The sequence below is a fragment of the Pseudophaeobacter arcticus DSM 23566 genome, from assembly GCF_000473205.1.
In the GTDB taxonomy this organism is placed as follows: domain Bacteria; phylum Pseudomonadota; class Alphaproteobacteria; order Rhodobacterales; family Rhodobacteraceae; genus Pseudophaeobacter; species Pseudophaeobacter arcticus.
In genome coordinates this window covers 3,984,598-4,004,305 of sequence record NZ_KI421507.1, presented here as the reverse complement: position 1 = coordinate 4,004,305, position 19,708 = coordinate 3,984,598, and the positions used below count along the sequence as shown (strand labels likewise).

The following is a 19,708-nucleotide window of genomic DNA, read 5'->3' as shown; positions in this document are numbered from 1 at the left end:
TGCAGTTGACCATTGGTTAATCGGTGGCACCAGGGGCACATTCCGCAGGTGCCCCACCGCTGTTTCCGCTTAGTTCGCCTGATCCAACGACCCGCTCATGGCCGGTCGCTCCAGGTTGCCAATCTGGCCGCCAATCAGGCTGCCAACCTGGTCACCAATGCAAGATGCCCTTGCCTAGCGGCCTATGTGTCTGTCTTATCGCACATAACAAAAATGTGGGGACAGGATGAGCAATATTTCAGCGCGCAAGCGCATTTGGGGCTGGTGGTTCTTTGACTGGGCCAGCCAGCCCTATCACACGCTTCTGGTGACCTTTATTTTCAGCCCCTTCTTCTCGGAGGTCGCCGAACATTACTATTTGACACTAGGCCTGAGTGACGCCGCAGCAGAGGCCAAGGCCCAAACGCTTTGGGCGGTTGGTATGACCGTGACCGGGCTGATGATCGGCTTTGGTGCGCCTTTCATCGGGGCACTGGCGGATATTTCCGGGCGCAAACGGCCCTGGCTGATCGGCTTTTCGCTGATGTATGTGCTTGGCGCCTGGGGGATCTGGTATTCGGATCCCGCCGGCAGCAACCTTTGGTGGATGTTGGTGACCTTTGGATTTGGTTTCATCGGGGCTGAATTCGCCCTCATTTTTGCAAATTCACAGCTGCCCAGCCTCGGCGGCAAGGACGATGTCGGGGCGATCTCAGGGTCCGGATTTGCCTTTGGCTATCTGGGCGGTGTGATTGCGCTCTTCATCATGTTGTTTTTTTTCTTGGAATTTAAAGAAGGCAAAACCGTTGCCGGTCTAGCACCTGCTTTTGGTCTCGACCCCGAAACAAGTGAAGATCGACGTGTCGTTGGCCCCCTTACGGCTCTTTGGTTTATCGTCTTTATGGTGCCCTATTTTCTCTGGGTGAAGGATGATGCCCATACTGGCAAACGTGGCACGCTAAAGCAGTCCGTGTCCCTGGTGGTGTCATCAATCAAGGCCCTACGGCACCGCTTTAGCCTGGCGAACTATCTTGGCTCGTCGATGCTTTACCGGGATGCGCTCAACGGGCTTTATGGCTTCGGCGGTGTCTATGCCAATCTGGTGCTAGACTGGGAGATCCTATATATTGCAGCCTTTGGGATCATCTCGGCTATTGCCGCCGCCGCCTTTAGCTGGGTCGGCGGCATGGCTGACAAACGCTATGGCCCCAAACCAGTTATCGTCGCTGCGATTCTGGTGCTCACTCTGGTCTGCATCATCGTCGTCAATATGTCGCGTGAGTCGCTCTTTGGCGTGCCGCTGGCCGAAGGGTCCAAGCTGCCGGATGCAGTCTTCTTTGGCTGCGGCATGCTGATCGGCGGTTTCGGCGGAATCTTGCAGGCCGCCAGCCGCAGCCTGATGGTGCGTCATACCAACCCTGCAAAGGCAACCGAGAGCTTTGGGCTGTATGGTTTGTCGGGACGCGCCACCGCATTTCTGGCCCCGGCGCTGATTGGGGTTGCCACAACCTGGACAGGTAGCGCACGATTGGGCATTAGCCCGGTGATCTTTCTGTTCATCCTCGGATTGATCATTTTGTACCGGGTCAAGGCAGAAGGAGATCAGGTTTGAGACTGCTTGTAGCGAGTTTTTGTTTCGTCTTTGCAGCGCTCAGTGGCGCCAGCGCCGCCACCCCGGCCAAGCAGCTGTTTGGCGCCCAGGATGCGGCATCGCAACAGGCGCCCGCGCCCTATGGCTCCTACGCCAAGGGCTGCGTCGCCGGCGCGGTGCAACTGCCGGAAACCGGAGCAACCTGGCAGGCCATGCGGCTTAGCCGCAACCGCAACTGGGGCCATCCCGAAACCATCAGCTTTATCGAAAAGCTCAGCCAATTTGCCGCCAGCCAGCCCGGCTGGAACGGGCTCTATATTGGTGATATCAGCCAACCCCGTGGCGGCCCGATGACCTCAGGGCACCGCAGCCATCAGGTGGGGCTGGATATTGATATCTGGATGCGCCCGGCGGACAAGCTGACCTACAGCCGGGCCCAGCGCGAAAAGATCTCTTCCATCTCGATGCGGCGCGACAACGGCGCCTATGTGAATTCAGACTGGACCCGCGCCCATCACGAGATCATCAAGGCCGCCGCACAGGACAAACGCGTGGCGCGCATTTTTGTCTTTCCCGGTGCCAAGGTACAGATGTGCAAAGACGCCACAGGCGACCGCCGCTGGCTGCGCAAAATCCGCCCCTGGTGGGGGCATCACTATCATTTCCACGTCCGCCTGGCCTGCCCCAAGGGCGCGCGCGGCTGCGTTGATCAGGATCGCCCACCGCGCGGTGATGGCTGTGACGCGGCGCAGAAATGGGTCGATGACATTTTGCATCCCGCCCCGCCAAAGCCGGTTGATCCCAATGCCCCGGCGCCCAAGCCCCGGCGCGACTACACCCTCACGGATCTGCCGAAACAATGCGCAGCCGTGCTGCAATCAAACTGAGCCTGCACATCATGCGCCCTAGACAACCGGCCAGAAAACACTGGGCCAAAAAACATTGGGCCGGAGGCCTGGTGCTGGCCTTTGGCCTCATGGCGACGGCGGCGGCCTTTGCGGCGGCCCGGCTGGACCGGCATGAGGACACGGCCCAGCTGGCAGGCAGCTATACCTGGCGGGCCAGCCCAGATTGGTTTGGCGGCTTCTCCGGTATTGAGCTTTCGGCAGATGGGTCTCAGATGGTTGTTCTCAGTGACCGCGCCCATGTGGTTCGAGCTGATATCCATCGGCAGGATGGTGAGATCGCAGATATTTCCCTGCGCAGCGCCCAGCACCTGCGGACCTCCAAGGGGCGACAGCTCCTGGGTCGGATCATGGACAGCGAGGGGCTCGCACAGGCGCCGGATGGCTCGCTGTTTATCTCCTTTGAAGGCCTGGCGCGCGTGGTGCATCACCAGACCGAGGCCAGCCGCGCGCGGGTCCTGCCCCGCCCCAATGAGTTTCGCGGCTTACCGCTGAACAAATCACTCGAGGCCCTGGCCATTGATCCCCAGGGGCGGTTGTACACCCTGCCGGAAAACGCGCTGAATGCCGCCGGAGAGATCCCGGTCTGGCGCTGGAATGGCAGCCAATGGAGCCAGCCCTTCACCCTGCCACCTCGGGGGGGCTTTTTGCCGGTTGGCGCCGATTTTGGCCCCGATGGCCGCTTCTACCTGCTGGAACGCAGTTTTGTCTTTATCGGCTTTCGCAGCCGGTTGCGCCGCTGGGATATCACCAAGCAAGGCGCGATAAACGAGGTCACCCTGCTGGAAAGCAGCACCGGCGTGCATGACAACCTCGAAGGCCTGTCGGTCTGGCGCGACGCCAAAGGCCGGTTGCGCGCCACCATGGTGTCGGACGACAACTTCAAAGCCCTGCAACGCACCGAACTGGTAGAATATATTCTTCCGCAATAGCCGGAGCCGCCAGAAACCCCTGCCACGACAACACAGGAGGCCCGGTGGAGGCCCGGTGGGATTACCCCTCTTTAGTCTCGCCGGAGAATAGCCTGAAGGATTTTGAAGCGCCTGGAAAGATCGTGCACAAGCCTTTTGATTGCTGCAGTTCGGAACGCAAGCGCACAGAGGGACGCCAACCTGCACAAGCTGCATTTGCACCCGCAATCTTCACGGATTGAACCAGCGGTGCAATGACACACATGGCTTTCCCAGCCGCAACCGCAGCGCGCGACAGCGCGCTGCCGGGCCCAACGGGAGAGGCACATTCACAGAATGTGGGGATCCGGGCGGGAGCCCCCCCTTCTCTGACCCTGCAGGGTCTCCGGCGTGTCAAAACACTTGCCAACAGGGCGCAGCAAAGCTAAATGAGCGCGTCTTCCGCACAGGCTGCGGAACAAGTCGCCGCGACCTTGTATAAAAAACGGAACTGAAAAATGAACCGGTCTCATCTCCCAGGCATTCTTGCCATGGCCGCCGTTGTGGTGGCCTCCAATATCCTGGTGCAATTCCTGTTTGGCCAATGGCTGACCTGGGGCGCCTTTACCTATCCAGTTGCCTTCCTCATCACCGATGTGACGAACCGCGTCTATGGCACCGGGCCTGCCCGTCGTGTGGTCTTTGCCGGCTTTGTGGTGGGGGTTATCTGCTCGCTCATCGGCACCCAGATCATGGGCGAATTTGGCCCGCTTGTGACCCTGCGCATCGCGCTTGGCTCTGGCCTTGCCTTCCTCACCGCACAGCTGCTCGACGTGTCGATCTTTGCCGCCCTGCGAAGCGGCAAATGGTGGCGCGCACCGCTGGCCTCGACCCTCGTCGGTTCTTCGGTGGATACGGCGCTGTTCTTTTCCATCGCCTTTTCCGGAGCGCTGACCTGGATCGACCCCGGCAATGACGTCTCCTGGGCCAGTGAAATGCTGCCACTGCTGGGCATTGGCCCCCTGGCGCCGCTCTGGGCCTCCTTGGCGGTGGCCGACTGGATGGTGAAACTCGCGCTGGCACTGCTGGCGCTGCTGCCCTTCCGCATGATTGTCAGCCACCTGACAGCCAAGCCCATCTAAAACCGCCTGAGCGCCGGCCAGAGCGCGGGACTGGGCCAGGGCGTCGGCATGAGCACGGGCATGGGCACGGGCGTCGGCACGGGCATGGGCACGGGCGTCGGCATGGGACAAAGCGAGCCCCACGCCAATACAACAGTCTCGGCAAAAGGCCGTGGTCCCCGGGACTGCGGTCTTTTCCATTTGCGCCAACCGCGCTACATCCGCCCCATGCTGCATATCACAGATGATATAGCGCTGCAGGACTGGGAACTCTCCGAGAGCTTCATGCGAGCCTCGGGGCCTGGCGGGCAGAACGTCAACAAGGTGGCCACCGCAGTCGAACTGCGGTTCGAGGCCGCCCGCAGCCCTGCGCTCACTCCGGCGGTGAAATCCCGGCTCAAACGGTTGGCGGGTCGGCGCTGGACCAAAGAGGGCGCGATTCTGCTGCAATGCGACGAGACCCGCTCGCAACTGCGCAACCGCGAGTTGGTGCGCGACCGCCTGGCCGAGCTCATCCTCAAGGCCCTGGTGGCGCCAAAACGTCGTATAGCGACCAAACCAACGCGTGGTTCGGTGAAACGGCGGCTTGACAGCAAGAAACAGCGCAGCGCGGTCAAATCAACACGCGGAAAAATCACTCCTGAGTGATCCTAGCGATTGCACCCGGCCGTCACCTTGGCCATGTTTGCAGCAAATGGATTTGAAGGGAGAATACTATGCGGCTTGCAGGAAAATGCGCCATTGTAACTGGCGGCGCTTCTGGCTTTGGCCTTGGCATCGTTGATAAATTCCTGGCCGAAGGTGCCCGGGTGATGATCGCTGACATAAATGGCGAAGGCGCCTTGGCGCTGGCCGCCGAACGCGGTGACGCAGCGCTTGCCCAGCAGGTCGACGTTGCCAATGCGGCCTCTGTAAATGCCATGGCCGCGGCCGCGATTGCCGCCTTTGGCAAGGTCGATATTTTGATCAACAACGCCGGGATCACCCATTTGCCCACACCGCTGGACGAGGTGAGCGAGGAAGATTTTGACCGGGTGTTCAATGTGAATATGAAATCGGTCTATCTGACCGCCCGTGCTCTGGTGCCGCATATGAAGGCAAATGCCAGCGGCGCCATCCTCAACGTCGCCTCCACCGCCGGGGTCTCCCCCCGCGCGAACCTGAATTGGTACAATGCCTCCAAGGGCTGGATGATCACCGCGACCAAAACCATGGCAATTGAACTGGCCCCCAAGGGCATTCGCGTCAATGCCATCAACCCGGTGGCCGGCGAGACACCTTTGTTGCAGTCCTTTATGGGTGAAGACACGCCGGAAGTGCGCGCCAAATTCCTCTCCACCATCCCAATTGGCCGCTTTTCCACCCCCGAGGACATGGGCAATGCCGCCTGCTATCTGTGCTCTGACGAGGCCAGCATGGTGACAGGCGTGGCCATGGAAGTTGACGGTGGGCGCTGCATATGAAGACCATCAATCTGGCCGAAAAACTGGCGCTTTTTGACACCCATTGGGATCCCAAAGTTGTGGCCGACTACAATGACAACGAGATCATGGTGGTCAAATTCCAGGGCGCCTTTCCGTTTCATCTGCACGACAACACCGATGACTTCTTCCTGGTGTTAGAGGGCGAAATGGTGATGGAAATCGAAGGCGCAGCCGCGCATGTGGTCAAGGCCGGCGAGCTGTTTGTGGTGCCCAAAGGTGTCACCCACCGCCCCCGGGCCGAGGCCGAATGCAAGGTTCTGCTGATCGAGCCAAAGGGGGAGCCAAACTCGGGCGATCCCAGTACTGCGGCCGCCAAGAACCGGATCTAGCAACAGAACATTGGGTTTCGGCGCAGCTTGTTTGCGCCGGATCAAAGACCCAACCTGAATCACATCTAGAAGGGAGGGGCAATTCTGCCCCGCCGCTTACCTTGGAACAGGAGATCATCAGATGGTCCCACCGCTCATGAAACCTGGCCCCAAAAACCTGATCACCGATGTGCCCGGCCTCATGGTCGGCAATGCAAGTGATGCGGCGCTGAAATCCGGCAGCACGGTTTTGCTTGGCCACGAGCCACTGACCGCCTCGGTCCATGTCATGGGGGGGGCGCCGGGCACCCGCGAGACAGATCTGCTGGCGCCGGATAAATCCGTGGCCAAGATCGACGCGCTGGTGCTCTCGGGCGGGTCGGCCTATGGGCTGGATGCCTGTTCCGGCGTGGTGGACGGGCTGCGCGCCCAGGGGCGTGGCTTTGCCTTGGGGCCTGCGATCATTCCGCTGGTGCCCGGTGCCATCCTGTTTGATCTGCTGAATGGCGGCAACAAGGACTGGCAGGAGAATCCCTACCGCGCCCTGGGCCGCGCCGCTTTCGAGGATGCCTCAAGCGATTTCTCCCTTGGCACCTTTGGGGCTGGCACCGGAGCCCTGACCGCGATGGTAAAGGGCGGGCTGGGCTCTGCCTCTTTTGTGCTGGACAGCGGCGTTACTGTGGGCGCCCTGGTCGCCGCCAACCCCATGGGCAGCGTCACCACCCCCGGGGATCGCCACTTCTGGGCCGCGCCCTTTGAGGTCGATGGCGAATTTGGCGGCATTGGCCCCGACACAGCGGCGGGCCTGGGTCGCCATCTCGACAGTCGCAAAATGCACGCCATGCGCGCCCTTGCCGGCGGCGAGGATCTGCCCTCGGAGCGCGGCAATACCACCATTGCCATTGTCGCCACCGATGCCGCCCTGACCAAGGCCGAATGCCAGCGCATGGCCACCGCGGCCCATGACGGCATTGGCCGCGCCACCGTTCCGGCCCATGCGCCGGGCGATGGCGACCTGGTCTTTGCCGCCAGCACCGGCAGCCGGACCCTCGCGTCTGCTGAGGCCGAGCTGGGCCAGATCGGCCATGCCGCCGCGCTCTGTCTCAGCCGGGCAATTGCACGGGCGGTCTTTTGCGCCACAGCAGAGGAAAATGATCTCCTGCCCTGCTGGAGCGCGACCCAAACCTGAAAACCCATGCGGCAGATTCTCCCGTTGACACTCAGAGCCAACAAGCGCCGTATTCGACCCAAGCCAACTCATTAAACGGAGCAAGCATATGAAACCTGTCCTGACCGCAGCCCTTTTGGGCCTCCTGGCCGCCCCCGCCTTCGCCGATGGCGATGCAGCAAAAGGCGAAAAGGCCTTTAACAGATGCAAATCCTGCCACTCTATTGTCTCTGACACTGGCGAGAACATCGTCAAGGGTGGCAAAACCGGCCCGAATCTTTGGGGTGTTGTGGGCCGTACCGCCGGCACCTACGAAGGCTTCAAATACGGCAAGGATCTGGTTGCCGCCGGCGAAGGTGGCCTGGTTTGGGATTTTGAGAGCTTTGCGGCCTATACCCATGACCCCCGTGAGTTCCTGCGCGAGCATCTGGGCGACAGCAAGGCCAAGTCAAAGATGACGTTCAAGCTGAAAAAAGGCGCCGAAGACATCTATGCCTTCCTGGCACAGTTTAGCCCGGTCGCCGAAGAGCCCGCCGAAGATGCCGCGGCAACCGAGGCCAGCGAATAACCTGACGCCTGCATCTTTCGGCCCCCGTCTTTCGGCCTGTATCTTTCGGCCTGTATCTTTCGGCCTGCATCTATCAGCCCGTTCTGACTGGCCTGTTCTGGCAGAACGGTAAAAGACGGGACTGACTGAAACCCGACTGCCTGAAACTTGGGCAACAAAGGCCGTGACCTCAGGGGCGCGGCCTTTCGCGTAGTTGCTTTGCTGTGCGACCCACGTTAGCCATTGCTGGCTGCGCGATGACGGCACACTGACTATGGATCCTGAATGCCCCATATGATCCCGGCCTGGGTGAACGGCGAACTAACACCGGTAGAGAAGCTCCTGGCGCATGAGCAGGGGCTAAAGCACAAGGCTGTCTCGGTGTTTGTGGTCAAGGGTGTCAAAATTCTGATGCAACGCCGTGCTCTGGGCAAATATCACACGCCTGGGCTCTGGGCCAATACCTGCTGTACCCATCCCATGTGGGAGGAGAGCTCCTCGGCCTGCGCGGTACGGCGGATGCAAGAAGAGCTGGGCATCAGAGGGCTTTACCCTGAGTTTCGCCATCAGTTGGAATACCGGGCAGATGTGGGCCATGGGATGATCGAACATGAGGTCGTGGATGTCTTTCTCGCCCATGCCCATCGCCCCTTGGCACCGGTTGCCAACCCCGATGAGGTGATGGAAACCCGCTGGATGGACTATCATGACCTGTTGGCAGAGGTGCAGCGTCACCCCGAACGTTTCACCCCCTGGCTGAAGATCTATCTGCACAAATACGCCGATATCATCTTTGGTCCCGACCTGATCATCGCCTCCAAGACCTGATCCCGAGCGCGCCATTTTGCCCCAGATACAGGGCCGTACTCCGCCCTGTTTCCCCTTGCCCTTTGGACGGGCTCTATGGTTCTGTGCCGTCAAATATTGGGAGGCACAGATATCATGTCCGTTCTTATTGCCGGTGGCGGCATCGCCGGGCTCAGCCTTGGTCTGACACTGCATCAGATTGGTGTGCCGTTTCACATCTACGAATCTGCTGCTGAACTGCGCCCCATGGGGGTTGGTATCAACCTGCAGCCCAACGCCGTACGCGAGTTGTTTGATCTTGGACTGGAGGCGGACCTGGAAGAGATCGGCATCCGCACCCGGCAGTTGGGGTTCTATTCCAAACTCGGCAAGACAATCTGGGAAGAACCGCGCGGGCTTGAGGCCGGCTATGCCTGGCCGCAGTACTCGGTCCATCGCGGCGCCTTGCAAATGATGCTGTACCAGGCGCTGGTGGCGCGGGCAGGTCCTGACTGTATCACCACCGGCGCGCGCGCCGTGGGGTTTGAAAACACCGCCGCCGGGGCAGATCTGCTGCTGGCGGATGGCGCCCGCCAAAGCGGGTCTCTTGTTGTTGCGGCGGACGGTATCCACTCGGCCCTGCGGGCGCAGATGTACCCGGATGAGGGCGCGCCGATCTGGAATGGCCGGATCCTGTGGCGCGCCACCACCCAGGGCACGCCCTGGAAGGGCGAGGCCTCCATGGCGATGATTGGCCACGACAGCCTGCGCATGGTGGCCTATCCAATTTCACGCCCCAATGCCGAGGGCCTGGCGACCCTCAACTGGATCGCGGAGAAAAGCTTTGATCCCTCCGCCCCCTGGAAGAAAGAGGACTGGAACCGCGCCGCCGATATCAATGACTTCATTTCCGAGTTCGAAGACTGGCAGTTTGACTGGATTGATGTGCCAGGCCTCATTCGCGGCGCCGAGGTAGTCTATGAATACCCGATGGTGGATCGCGACCCGCTGCCACAATGGAGTTTTGGCGCCGTGACCTTGATGGGCGACGCCGCGCATCCAACCTATCCTGTTGGCTCCAACGGTGCCAGCCAGGCGATCATTGATGCGCGGATCATCGGCGCCTATCTCCTGTCCCATGGCCTCAGCTCAGAAGCGCTTGCCGCCTATGAGGCAGAGGTGCGACCTCTGGCAACCGGCATCGGCCAGACCAACCGCGCCGGCAAGGGACCCGACGGGGTGTTGCAGCAGGTCGAAGACCTCTGCGGTGGGGATTTTTCCAGCATCGAAGATGTCATCCCACGGACCGAGCTAGCAGCCCATGCAGAGCGCTACAAATCCATCGCCGGCTTTTCGATAGAGGCGCTGAATGCCCGCCCGGCAACAATCAAAGCAGGCGCCCGGCTGATCCGCTAACGGGGGGCTCCCGCCCGTCATCAGGCCCTTTGGGCCCTCTTCCCGTTGGGCCCGGCGCCATGCTCACGCACGGCGGGCGCTCTGCAGCTTCTGTTCAAAGTATCGCAACCGCGCCGCGCGGCAGCGCGGCGCCGGGCCCAAGGCCGCCAGGGTCTTTCGGCGTCAGCCGATGACCCGCGGGCGCGGGAGCCCCCCCCCCTTGCCCCTTGATGATCCGGAAGTTGTAGGGCCGGTACAGGGCAGCAAACAGGTTTCTTAAACGCCAATGACAGCCTGCACCGCACGTTGCCAGCGGGCATAGGCGGCGTCGCGCTGCTCTGGGGCCATCTGAGGCGTGAACTTGCGATCCAGCGCCCAGGTCGCAGCAAAACCGGCCTGATCCGGGTAGATCCCGGCCTGCATGCCGGCCAGCCAGCCGGCGCCCAGGACTGTTGTCTCCTGCATCTTGGGACGGTCCACAGCGGCCCCCAGCAAGTCCGACAGGCTTTGCATCGTCCAGTCGCTGGCGCTCATGCCGCCATCGACCCGCAGGGTCACATGGGTGTCCTCCGGCCAATCCGCCCGCATCGCCTCCCACAGGTCCCGCGTCTGATAGGCCACGCTTTGCAGGGCCGCGCGGGCCATTTCAGCCGGGCCAGTGCCCCGCGTCAGGCCAAAGACCGCGCCGCGACATTCGGGCTGCCAATAGGGCGCGCCCAGCCCGGTAAAGGCGGGCACCAAAAGCACATCCTGTTCGGGGTCTGCCTGCCGAGCCAATGCGCCGGACTGGGCGGCATCGTCAAGCAACCCCAATCCATCCCGCAGCCACTGCACTGCAGCGCCGGCAATAAAGATGGATCCCTCCAGCGCATAGGTCGGCTTGCCGTCCAGCTGATAGGCCACGGTGGTCAGCAAGCGGTTGTGTGACACAACCGGGGTCTCGCCCGTGTTCAGCAGTGCAAAACACCCAGTTCCATAGGTGGATTTCATCATCCCCGGCGCAAAACAGGCCTGGCCAATGCCCGCCGCCTGCTGATCCCCGGCAACGCCCAGAATGGGCACCGCCCCGCCCAGGATCTCTGGCACAGTGGTGCCAAAATCTGCCGCGCAGTCCTTCACCTCTGGCAGCATCGCCATGGGCACCTGCAGCAGGCCGCAGATCTCCTCGCTCCAGGCGCCTTCGCGAATGTCATACAGCATGGTGCGCGAGGCATTGGTGGCATCGGTCACATGTGACGCACCGCCGGTCAGGCGCCAGATCAAGAAGCTGTCGATGGTGCCAAACAGCAGCTCCCCACGCGCCGCACGATTGCGCGCCTCTGGCTGCTGGTCCAGGATCCAGCTGGCTTTGGTACCGGAAAAATACGGATCCAGCAGCAGGCCGGTCTTGTGGCGGATCATATCCTCATGGCCGCCGACGCGCAAAGCCTCGCAGATCTCAACCGTGCGGCGGTCCTGCCAGACGATGGCCCGGTGGATTGGCGCACCCGTCGCCCTTTCCCAGACCGCCGTGGTTTCGCGCTGGTTGGTAATGCCGATGCCTGCCAGATCCGCAGCCGCAACCCCCGTCTGCCTCAGCACCTGACGGCAGGTTGCAACGACAGAGTCCCAGATCTCATCCAGATCATGTTCAACCCAGCCCGCCTTGGGGAAATACTGGGGAAACTCCTGCTGCGCCGTGCCCACGGCCTGCATGTCGCCGTCAAACAAAACCGCCCGTGTTGACGTGGTGCCCTGGTCAATTGCCAGAATATATTTCATGTCCCGCCCCTGTGATGGATCTCCTCAAGGCGGGACTTTAGCCGCAAGATGTTACCGCTGCCAGTCCCTCCTAAAGCTTTAGTTGGCAAAACCGCCCAAGAGCCCCAACCTCGCCCAGGGGCAGGGCCCTAGACCGCGACATTGTCAATAAGCCGCACATCTTCCAGCCAGGCCGCCACAAAGAGCCGCGCCGGACGGTCGGCACTGTCCAGAGCGCTCAGATCTTCTGCGCAGCACAGCGACAGGTATTCCAGCCTGTCAAAGCCCGCCGCCAGGATCGCAGCCTCCGCCGCCTTGCCCAGGAGTGTAAAATCACCACCAGCGGCCAGCTGCGTTGCCAGTTTGGTCAGGATCGGATGCAGCGCCCCGGCCTGTGCCACCGCCGCAGCCGAGAGCCGCATATTGCGCGAGGACATCGCCAGGCCCGAAGCCTCGCGCACGGTTGGACAGCCGACCACCTCGATTGGGATATCAAGATCCCGTGCCATGCGCCGGACAACCAAAAGCTGCTGGTAGTCTTTTTCGCCAAAAAACGCCTGATGCGCGCCGGTTTGCAAAAACAACTTGGCAACCACCGTGGCGACCCCGTCAAAATGGCCGGGGCGACAGGCCCCCTCCATCTGATCGGCCACGCCCGCCACCGAGACAGTGCTGGCAAAGCCATCAGGGTAGATCTGATCCGGGTCCGGCACATAGATCACATCAACCCCGTAGGGGGCCAGTTTGATGGCATCTTCATGTTCCGTGCGCGGATAATTGGCCAGATCTTCCGGGTTGTTGAATTGCTTGGGATTGACAAAGATCGTCACGATAACCCGGTCGCAGGCGGCCTTGGCGGCCTCAACCAGGGACAGATGCCCCGGATGGAGCGCCCCCATGGTGGGCACCACGGCAACGCGTTCACCGGCGCGAATCCAGTCACTATGTTTGGCCCGCAGCGCAGCGAGCTGGCGAATAATCGGAGCAGTCATGGCAACTGTTACCCTTTTGCAGGTGTTGTCTGGTCAGCAAAGACATGTTCGGCGGCAGGAAAGGCGCGGGCACGCACCTCGGCTGCATAGGTGGCGATTGCGGCTTCGGCATCAACACCCAACGTGCCATAACGTTTGACGAACTTTGGCTTGAAAGCGGTGAACAGCCCCAACATGTCATCCACCACCAGAACCTGACCGTCGCAGCCTGCCGAGGCTCCGATGCCAATGGTGGGGATGGCAACGGCGGCGGTGATCTCATCTGCCAGGCTCTGGGGGACTTTCTCCAGCACCACCGCAAAGGCGCCAGCTTCGGCCACGGCTTTTGCCCCGTCCAGCACTGCGGCCCCCGCGTCATCGCGCCCCTGCACCTTATAGCCGCCAAGCGTGTTGATCGACTGCGGCGTCAGCCCCACGTGGGCCATCACCGGAATGCCCCGCGCCACCAGAAACCGGATGGTCGCGGCCATCTCGACACCGCCCTCCAGCTTGACCGCAGCCGCATTGGTTTCCCGCATCAGACGGGCGGCATTGCAAAAGGCCTGCTCCGGGCTTTCTTCGTAGGAGCCAAAGGGCATGTCGATGACCAACATGGCATGCGACAGGCCACGCGCCACCGCCGCGCCGTGAAGAATCATCATCTCCATCGTGACGCCCAGCGTCGAGGGAAGCCCGTGCAGAACCATGCCAACGCTGTCGCCGACTAAAACAAAGTCACAATGTTGATCCATCATCTGCGCCATCGGCGTGGTATAGGCGGTCAGGCTGACAATCGGCGTTTTTCCCTTCTGAGCAAGGATATCGCTCGCGGTAATGGAGGAGGTTTGTGAGTTCGCGCTCATGTTTTTTCCTGGGTTGGTGCGGGTTTCGCACGCCTAGCAACTTACGCCACGCGCTTCCAGTGGGCGAAATGTCTCGCAGCCCTTGATTACCCGGCGGAAAACGGGAAACCTGAGTTCCAAGGCCCCCGGCGACAGGGGATCAGACGCAACTAGGGAATTGAGAAATGACATTCAGATCAATCGTTTTTGCCGCCAGTTCAACACTGGCCCTCATGGCTGGCACCGCCTTTGCCAAGGATTCCGTCACCATCGGGCTGCAACTGGAACCGCCACATCTTGACCCCACCAGCGCCGCCGCCGGCGCGATTGATCAAGTGCTGTACTCCAATGTCTTTGAAGGGCTGACCCGGTTCATGGGCGATGGCTCTGTGGTGCCTGGTCTGGCCGAAAGCTGGGAAATCTCTGCCGACGGGCTGAGCTACACCTTTCACCTGAACGCGGGTGTCACCTTCCATGACGGCACCACAATGGATGCCGAGGACGTGAAATTCTCGCTGGACCGCGCCCGCGCCGAGGACAGCACGAATGCGCAAAAGGCCCTGTTTGCCGATATCGCCAGCGTTGATGTCATCGACCCCGCCACGGTCAAAGTCACCCTGAGCAAAGCCAACGGCAATATGCTGTTCAACCTTGCCTGGGGCGACGCGGTTATTGTTGCCCCCGAAAGCATTGATGACATCAAGACCTCCCCCATTGGCACCGGCGCCTTTAAATTCTCGGGCTGGGTGCAGGGTGACAGCATCACCTTGGAAAAGAACGCCAACTACTGGGGCACCCCTGCTGTGCTCGACAGCGCCACTTTCAAGTTCATCTCGGACCCCACCGCCGCCTTTGCTGCAGTGATGGCCGAGGATGTGGATGCCTTTGCAAGCTTCCCGGCGCCGGAAAATCTGCCCCAGTTTGAGGCCGATCCGCGTTTCCAGGTCCTGGTGGGTTCGACCGAGGGGGAAACCATCCTGTCGACCAACAACAAGCAGGCGCCCTTTGATGATGTGCGCGTACGCGAAGCGCTGGCCCATGCCATCGACCGTCAGGCAATCATCGACGGCGCCATGTTTGGCTATGGCACCCCCATTGGCACCCATTTTGCGCCGCATCATCCCGCCTACAAAGATCTGACCGGCAACTCTGCCTATGATCCGGAGAAGGCCAAGGCGCTGCTCGCCGAAGCGGGCCTGCCGGATGGCTTTGAAACCACGCTGCACCTGCCGCCGCCCTCTTATGCCCGTCGTGGTGGCGAAATCATCGCCGCGCAGCTGGCCCAGGTGGGGATCAAGGCCGAGATCATCAATGTGGAATGGGCCCAGTGGCTGGAAACCGTGTTCCGCGGCAAGGATTTTGGTCTGACCATCGTCAGCCATACCGAGCCCATGGACATCGGCATCTATGCCCGTCCGGACTATTATTTCCAGTATGACAATGCCGCGTTCCAGGAGCTGATGACCACGCTGAACGGCACCACCGATCCCGATCAGCGCATGGCGATGCTGCAACAGGCCCAAGAAATCATCGCCAATGACTATGTGAACGGATACCTGTTCCAGATGGCCTCGCTCAGCGTGGCCAAGGCCGATCTGCAGGGGCTTTGGGCCAATGCGCCGACCCAAGCCATCGACCTGACCGCCGTCAGCTGGGCTGACTAAGCCACCAGACCACCTGCCGGGTGCCGCAACTGTGGCGCCCGGCATGCTTTCTTATTTCAGGACCAAACCGATGATTGATCTTTACCCGGCGGGCAGTCGCCCCAGCCGCAAAGCCCCGGCACAGTGGTTTACCGGCGAGGTCTGGATGGATCCGATTATCAGTGCCCCTGCCCCCGCCCGGATCAATGCCCTGCGGGTGAGCTTTGCCCCTGGTGCGCGCACCGCCTGGCATACCCATCCCCTGGGTCAGACTTTGCAGATCATCAGCGGCCTGGGCCTGGTTGGGGTGCGCGACGGCGCGCCGCGTCAGATGCATCCCGGCGATACCATCTGGATCCCGCCCGGTGTGGAACACTGGCACGGCGCCGCGCCCGAAACGGGCATGGTGCATCTGGCCCTGCAGGAAGAACAGGATGGCTCGGCCGCCGACTGGCTGGAACATGTCACGGACGCAGATTATCTGCGCCACCCCGAATAGGCGCGACCAATACCCATGATTCGTTATGCTATGAAACGCGGCATGTCGCTGGTGATCAGCCTCGCAGTCGCCTCGCTTGTCATCTTCTTCGTCATTGAAATTGCGCCGGGAGACCCGGCGTCCTTTATGCTTGGCATCAATGCCGAGCCTGAAACCGTCGCGGCCCTGCGTACCGAACTGGGGCTGGATCAGGGCAAACTGCAACGCTACCTCACCTGGGTGGGCGGCTTGCTGAGCGGCGATTTTGGCATGTCCTATACCTATCGCACCCCTGTGGCTGGCATGATTTCGGATCGTCTGTGGGTCTCTCTGCCGCTGGCGCTATATGCGCTGACGCTGTCGACGCTGATCGCCTTTCCCGCCGGGATCTACGCCGCCGCACGTCGCGGCAAGGCCGGTGACATGGCCGTGATGGGGGCCACCCAGCTGGGCGTTGCGGTGCCCAATTTCTGGTTTGCCATGATCCTGGTGCTGATCTTTGCCATCAACCTGCGCTGGTTTGGGGCTGGCGGTTTTGCCGGTTGGGACAAAGGCTTTGGTGCCGCCATCCACTCACTGACACTGCCCGCCATCGCCCTGGCGCTGCCGCAGGCGGCAATTTTGGCCCGCGTCATGCGATCCTCCCTGTTGGATATTCTGGGCGAGGATTTCATGCGCACCGCCCGCGCCAAGGGGCTGACCCGCCGTCAGGCTTTGTGGCGCCATGGCTTGCGCAATGCGATGATCCCGGTGCTGACCATCATTGGCCTGCAGTTTTCCTTTCTGCTGGCCGGCGCCATCATTATCGAGCAGGTGTTCTTCCTGCCCGGTCTGGGGCGGCTGGTGTTTCAGGCGATTTCATCTCGCGATCTGATCGTGGTGGAATCGGTCGTGATGATCCTGGTCTTTGCGGTGATCACAGTGAACTTTCTGGTCGATCTTGCCTATGCGCTGGTCGACCCCCGTCTGAGGAGCCGCACATGAGCCGCAATCTTTTCCTGGGCTGCCTGCTCTCCTCACTTGTCGTGCTGGCGGCTTTGGTCTCGTTTATCTGGACGCCCTTTGATCATGCGGCGATGGATATCCCCGCCAAGCTGCAACAGCCCAATGGCACCCATTGGCTGGGCACCGATCACTTTGGTCGCGACATCTTCTCGATGATCATGGTCGGCGCGCGGACCTCAATCGCCGTGGCCCTGGTGGCTGTGGGCATCGGCATGGGGCTGGGGGTGCCGCTGGGGCTCGCCGCCGCCGCCAACAAGGGCAGCTGGCTGGATGAGATCATCATGCGGGCCAATGATCTGGTGTTTGCCTTCCCGTCCTTGGTGATTGCCATCCTGATCACCGCCATTTTTGGCGCCGGTGCCATCAATGCCATTGCCGCCATCGGCATATTCAACATCCCCGTCTTTGCCCGCATCACCCGGGGCGCGGCCCTGTCGCTGTGGGAGCGTGAATTCATCATGGCCGCGCGGGTCGCGGGCAAGGGGGCGGCGCGCATATCGGGCGAACATATCCTACCCAATATCGCCAACCTGCTGATTGTCCAGGGCACCATTCAGTTCTCGCTTGGCATTCTGGCCGAGGCGGGTCTGTCCTATGTCGGGCTTGGCGCGCAACCGCCCACCCCCAGCTGGGGCCGCATGCTGGCGGATGCCCAGACCATGGTGAGCTTTGCCCCCCATCTTGCCCTTATTCCCGGCTCTGCCATTGTGATTACCGTGCTGGGACTCAACCTGATGGGAGACGGTCTGCGCGACTGGCTTGACCCCAAACTGAGGCTGGCACGCTGATGACCCTGCTTGATATCTCCAATCTTTCGCTGCGGATCGGCTCGCTTGAGATCCTCAAAGACGTCTCTGTGTCGGTGCAGGCCGGCGAAATTGTCGCCATCACCGGTGAAAGCGGCTCCGGTAAATCAATGACTGCCTTTGCGGTCATGGGATTGCTGCCTGATACCGCCACCACCGTGGGCCAGATCACCCTGTCAGGCGTCGATCTGCTGAGCCAGAGCGAGACCCAGATGTGCGGGCTGCGGGGGCACAGCATCGGCATGGTGTTTCAGGAACCGATGACGGCGCTGAACCCGGTTAAAACCATTGGCGATCAGGTGATGGAGACCATCCTGATTCACAAGGCAATGCCCCCCGATCAGGCCCGCGCCCGGGCCCGTGAATTGCTGGACCGTGTTGGCCTGCCGGCGGATCGCTTCCCGCTTGGCCGGTTCCCACATGAGCTGTCGGGGGGGCAACGGCAACGCGTCGTCATCGCCATGGCCATCGCCCTGCGCCCAAAACTGCTGATCGCCGATGAACCCACCACGGCGCTGGATGTCACCACCCAGGCGCAGATCCTCGAGCTGCTGCGCGACCTGGTGCGGGAATTCGACATGGGGCTGATGATCATCACCCATGACCTGGCGGTGGTGGCCGATCTGGCCGATCGCATCGTGGTCATGCGCCATGGGGAGGTGGTGGAAACAGGCTCTACCCAGGCGCTTTTGCACAATATGCAACATCCCTACACCAAGATGTTGTTTGCCGCCTCCAACCATCAGGTGACCCTGCCGGAGCCGCCCGCGCCAAGCCCGCTGCTCGAGATCAAGGGCGCTATACGGGACTATCCGCTGCCCCGCGAGAGCCTGTTTGCAAAGCCCAGGCATTTTCGCGCCGTCAAGGATGTCTCCTTTACCCTCTACCGGGGGGAGCGACTGGGGCTGGTGGGCGAGTCTGGTTGTGGAAAATCGACCCTAACGCGGGCCATTCTGGGGCTGGAGCCGCTTCAGGGCGGTGAAATCAGCCTGGATGGAATGGCGATCACCACCACGCAGAACCCGGAAATCCGCCGCCGTATGCAGGTGGTGTTTCAGGATCCCTTTGGCAGTTTTAATCCGCGCCACCGGGTCGAGCGTTTGATCACCGAACCCTTTTACACCTTGGCCAATCCGCCCAGGGGGGCTGCCCGCAGCGATCTCATTGCCGAGACCCTGCGCGCGGTTGGGTTGAAACCGGAGGATGCCCAAAAATATGTGCACCAGTTCTCCGGCGGCCAGCGCCAGCGCATCGCCATTGCCCGCGCGCTCATCACCCGCCCCGAGCTGATCCTGTTTGACGAGGCGGTCTCGGCGCTGGATGTATCGGTGCGCGCGCAAATCCTGGATCTGCTGGCAGAGCTTTGCGAGGCCTATGGTCTCAGCTATCTGTTCATCAGCCATGATCTGAGCGTTGTGCGCACCATCACCGACCGCTGCCTGGTGATGCAGAAAGGCGAAATTGTCGAGGCCGCCCCGACCGAAGAGATCTTTGCCGCCCCCAAACATCCCTATACCCGCGCATTGATCGCGGCGGCGCCGCAGCTGCCTGACATTGCACAGGGGGTGGCCTAGTGGTCTCACTGTCTTTGATCCTGCCCCGAGAGCAAACAATCCTTGCCTCGGTACTGGCGCCCTATTTCCACGAGGTGGCGCCCGGCGCGCCAATTGATCCGGTCAAGCGGGCGGAGCAGATGCTGAACCGCAGGGATGTCACCGCCTTTTGGCTGCATCAGGCGTCAGCCCGCATTGGCTTTGCCCTGGTGCTGAACCTGCCGGATGATCGCCGCGAGCTGTCAGAGTTCTTGATTGTGCCGCAGTATCGCCGCCAGGGCTACGGGCAAGAGGCCGCCAGCCTGATCCTGCAAGAGTTTCCCGGACGTTGGCGCATGGGCATCTCTGAACGATCACCGCAGGCCGCTGCCTTTTGGGGCACCTGTCTCAGCCTGGTACCCGGCCTCAGCGCCCTGCAAACCGGCGCTCCCTTCACCGACCATCAGACCAAAAGCTACACATTTGATATTGCAGGACCCAATAATGCCTAACCCAC

The 19,708-nt window shown here is 61.4% G+C and carries 20 protein-coding genes; 17 read left to right on the top strand and 3 right to left on the bottom strand.

Going from position 1 to position 19,708, the window contains the following annotated elements; translation table 11 throughout:
* The first annotated feature begins 226 nt into the window (after nucleotides 1-226).
* The 11 genes from ARCT_RS0123835 to ARCT_RS0123785 all read left to right on the top strand — a co-directional run bounded on the left by ARCT_RS0123835 (nucleotide 227) and on the right by ARCT_RS0123785 (nucleotide 10,195).
* Entirely contained in the window at nucleotides 227-1,591 is a 1,365-nt protein-coding gene (locus tag ARCT_RS0123835; protein WP_027242346.1) for an MFS transporter, read from the top strand.
* Nucleotides 1,588-2,457, top strand: a complete 870-nt coding sequence (mepA, locus tag ARCT_RS0123830; protein ID WP_027242345.1) for a penicillin-insensitive murein endopeptidase — start codon at nucleotides 1,588-1,590, stop codon at nucleotides 2,455-2,457. Before ARCT_RS0123835 ends, mepA begins: the two co-directional genes overlap by 4 nt.
* Nucleotides 2,458-2,468: 11 nt before the next feature.
* Complete coding sequence (locus ARCT_RS0123825; RefSeq protein ID WP_240476369.1) at nucleotides 2,469-3,407, top strand: esterase-like activity of phytase family protein; 939 nt, start codon at nucleotides 2,469-2,471, stop codon at nucleotides 3,405-3,407.
* Between the two features lie 476 nt (nucleotides 3,408-3,883).
* Nucleotides 3,884-4,507, top strand: a complete 624-nt coding sequence (locus tag ARCT_RS0123820) for a queuosine precursor transporter (RefSeq protein WP_027242343.1) — start codon at nucleotides 3,884-3,886, stop codon at nucleotides 4,505-4,507.
* A gap of 207 nt (nucleotides 4,508-4,714) precedes the next feature.
* Entirely contained in the window at nucleotides 4,715-5,134 is a 420-nt protein-coding gene (gene arfB, locus ARCT_RS0123815) for an alternative ribosome rescue aminoacyl-tRNA hydrolase ArfB (protein ID WP_027242342.1), read from the top strand.
* Nucleotides 5,135-5,202: 68 nt separating this feature from the next.
* Nucleotides 5,203-5,949 carry an SDR family oxidoreductase gene (locus ARCT_RS0123810; RefSeq protein ID WP_027242341.1) on the top strand — a complete coding sequence of 249 codons (747 nt, stop codon included), beginning with the start codon at nucleotides 5,203-5,205 and terminating at the stop codon, nucleotides 5,947-5,949.
* Nucleotides 5,946-6,299: a cupin domain-containing protein gene (locus ARCT_RS0123805; RefSeq protein ID WP_027242340.1), complete on the top strand. Its 354-nt coding sequence runs from the start codon at nucleotides 5,946-5,948 to the stop codon at nucleotides 6,297-6,299. Before ARCT_RS0123810 ends, ARCT_RS0123805 begins: the two co-directional genes overlap by 4 nt.
* A 136-nt stretch (nucleotides 6,300-6,435) precedes the next feature.
* Nucleotides 6,436-7,467, top strand: coding sequence for a P1 family peptidase (locus ARCT_RS0123800; RefSeq protein WP_027242339.1), 1,032 nt, complete (start codon nucleotides 6,436-6,438; stop codon nucleotides 7,465-7,467).
* Between the two features lie 88 nt (nucleotides 7,468-7,555).
* On the top strand, nucleotides 7,556-8,014 hold the full coding sequence (locus tag ARCT_RS0123795) for a c-type cytochrome (protein WP_027242338.1): 459 nt from the start codon (nucleotides 7,556-7,558) through the stop codon (nucleotides 8,012-8,014).
* A gap of 264 nt (nucleotides 8,015-8,278) precedes the next feature.
* Nucleotides 8,279-8,821: an isopentenyl-diphosphate Delta-isomerase gene (idi, locus tag ARCT_RS0123790; protein ID WP_027242337.1), complete on the top strand. Its 543-nt coding sequence runs from the start codon at nucleotides 8,279-8,281 to the stop codon at nucleotides 8,819-8,821.
* 114 nt (nucleotides 8,822-8,935) lie between these two features.
* A complete protein-coding gene (locus tag ARCT_RS0123785; RefSeq protein WP_027242336.1) occupies nucleotides 8,936-10,195 on the top strand; it encodes a flavin-dependent oxidoreductase in 1,260 nt (419 codons plus the stop codon).
* A gap of 255 nt (nucleotides 10,196-10,450) precedes the next feature.
* Here the strand turns inward: ARCT_RS0123785 and glpK are convergent, their stop codons facing one another.
* From glpK to panB, 3 genes are all read right to left on the bottom strand, one after another.
* Nucleotides 10,451-11,935 (bottom strand): glycerol kinase GlpK, encoded by a 1,485-nt coding sequence (glpK, locus tag ARCT_RS0123780; RefSeq protein WP_027242335.1) that lies wholly within the window; start codon nucleotides 11,933-11,935, stop codon nucleotides 10,451-10,453.
* Between the two features lie 128 nt (nucleotides 11,936-12,063).
* Nucleotides 12,064-12,906, bottom strand: a complete 843-nt coding sequence (gene panC / locus ARCT_RS0123775) for a pantoate--beta-alanine ligase (protein WP_027242334.1) — start codon at nucleotides 12,904-12,906, stop codon at nucleotides 12,064-12,066.
* A gap of 8 nt (nucleotides 12,907-12,914) precedes the next feature.
* Nucleotides 12,915-13,748 (bottom strand): 3-methyl-2-oxobutanoate hydroxymethyltransferase, encoded by an 834-nt coding sequence (gene panB, locus ARCT_RS0123770; protein WP_027242333.1) that lies wholly within the window; start codon nucleotides 13,746-13,748, stop codon nucleotides 12,915-12,917.
* A gap of 164 nt (nucleotides 13,749-13,912) precedes the next feature.
* On the opposite strand from panB, the gene ARCT_RS0123765 reads away from it, so the two are divergent.
* The 6 genes from ARCT_RS0123765 to ARCT_RS0123740 all read left to right on the top strand — a co-directional run bounded on the left by ARCT_RS0123765 (nucleotide 13,913) and on the right by ARCT_RS0123740 (nucleotide 19,703).
* The gene (locus ARCT_RS0123765) at nucleotides 13,913-15,391 is read left to right on the top strand and encodes an ABC transporter substrate-binding protein (RefSeq protein WP_027242332.1); all 1,479 of its coding nucleotides are present in this window, start codon (nucleotides 13,913-13,915) and stop codon (nucleotides 15,389-15,391) included.
* Nucleotides 15,392-15,461: 70 nt separating this feature from the next.
* Nucleotides 15,462-15,869, top strand: a complete 408-nt coding sequence (locus ARCT_RS0123760; protein WP_205855547.1) for a (R)-mandelonitrile lyase — start codon at nucleotides 15,462-15,464, stop codon at nucleotides 15,867-15,869.
* Between the two features lie 15 nt (nucleotides 15,870-15,884).
* Entirely contained in the window at nucleotides 15,885-16,832 is a 948-nt protein-coding gene (locus ARCT_RS0123755) for an ABC transporter permease (protein ID WP_027242330.1), read from the top strand.
* Nucleotides 16,829-17,641, top strand: a complete 813-nt coding sequence (locus ARCT_RS0123750; protein WP_027242329.1) for an ABC transporter permease — start codon at nucleotides 16,829-16,831, stop codon at nucleotides 17,639-17,641. Before ARCT_RS0123755 ends, ARCT_RS0123750 begins: the two co-directional genes overlap by 4 nt.
* Complete coding sequence (locus tag ARCT_RS0123745) at nucleotides 17,641-19,233, top strand: ABC transporter ATP-binding protein (protein WP_027242328.1); 1,593 nt, start codon at nucleotides 17,641-17,643, stop codon at nucleotides 19,231-19,233. Before ARCT_RS0123750 ends, ARCT_RS0123745 begins: the two co-directional genes overlap by 1 nt.
* A complete protein-coding gene (locus ARCT_RS0123740) occupies nucleotides 19,233-19,703 on the top strand; it encodes a GNAT family N-acetyltransferase (protein WP_027242327.1) in 471 nt (156 codons plus the stop codon). The genes ARCT_RS0123745 and ARCT_RS0123740 overlap by 1 nt, the downstream gene beginning before the upstream one ends.
* The last annotated feature ends 5 nt before the right edge of the window (nucleotides 19,704-19,708 follow it).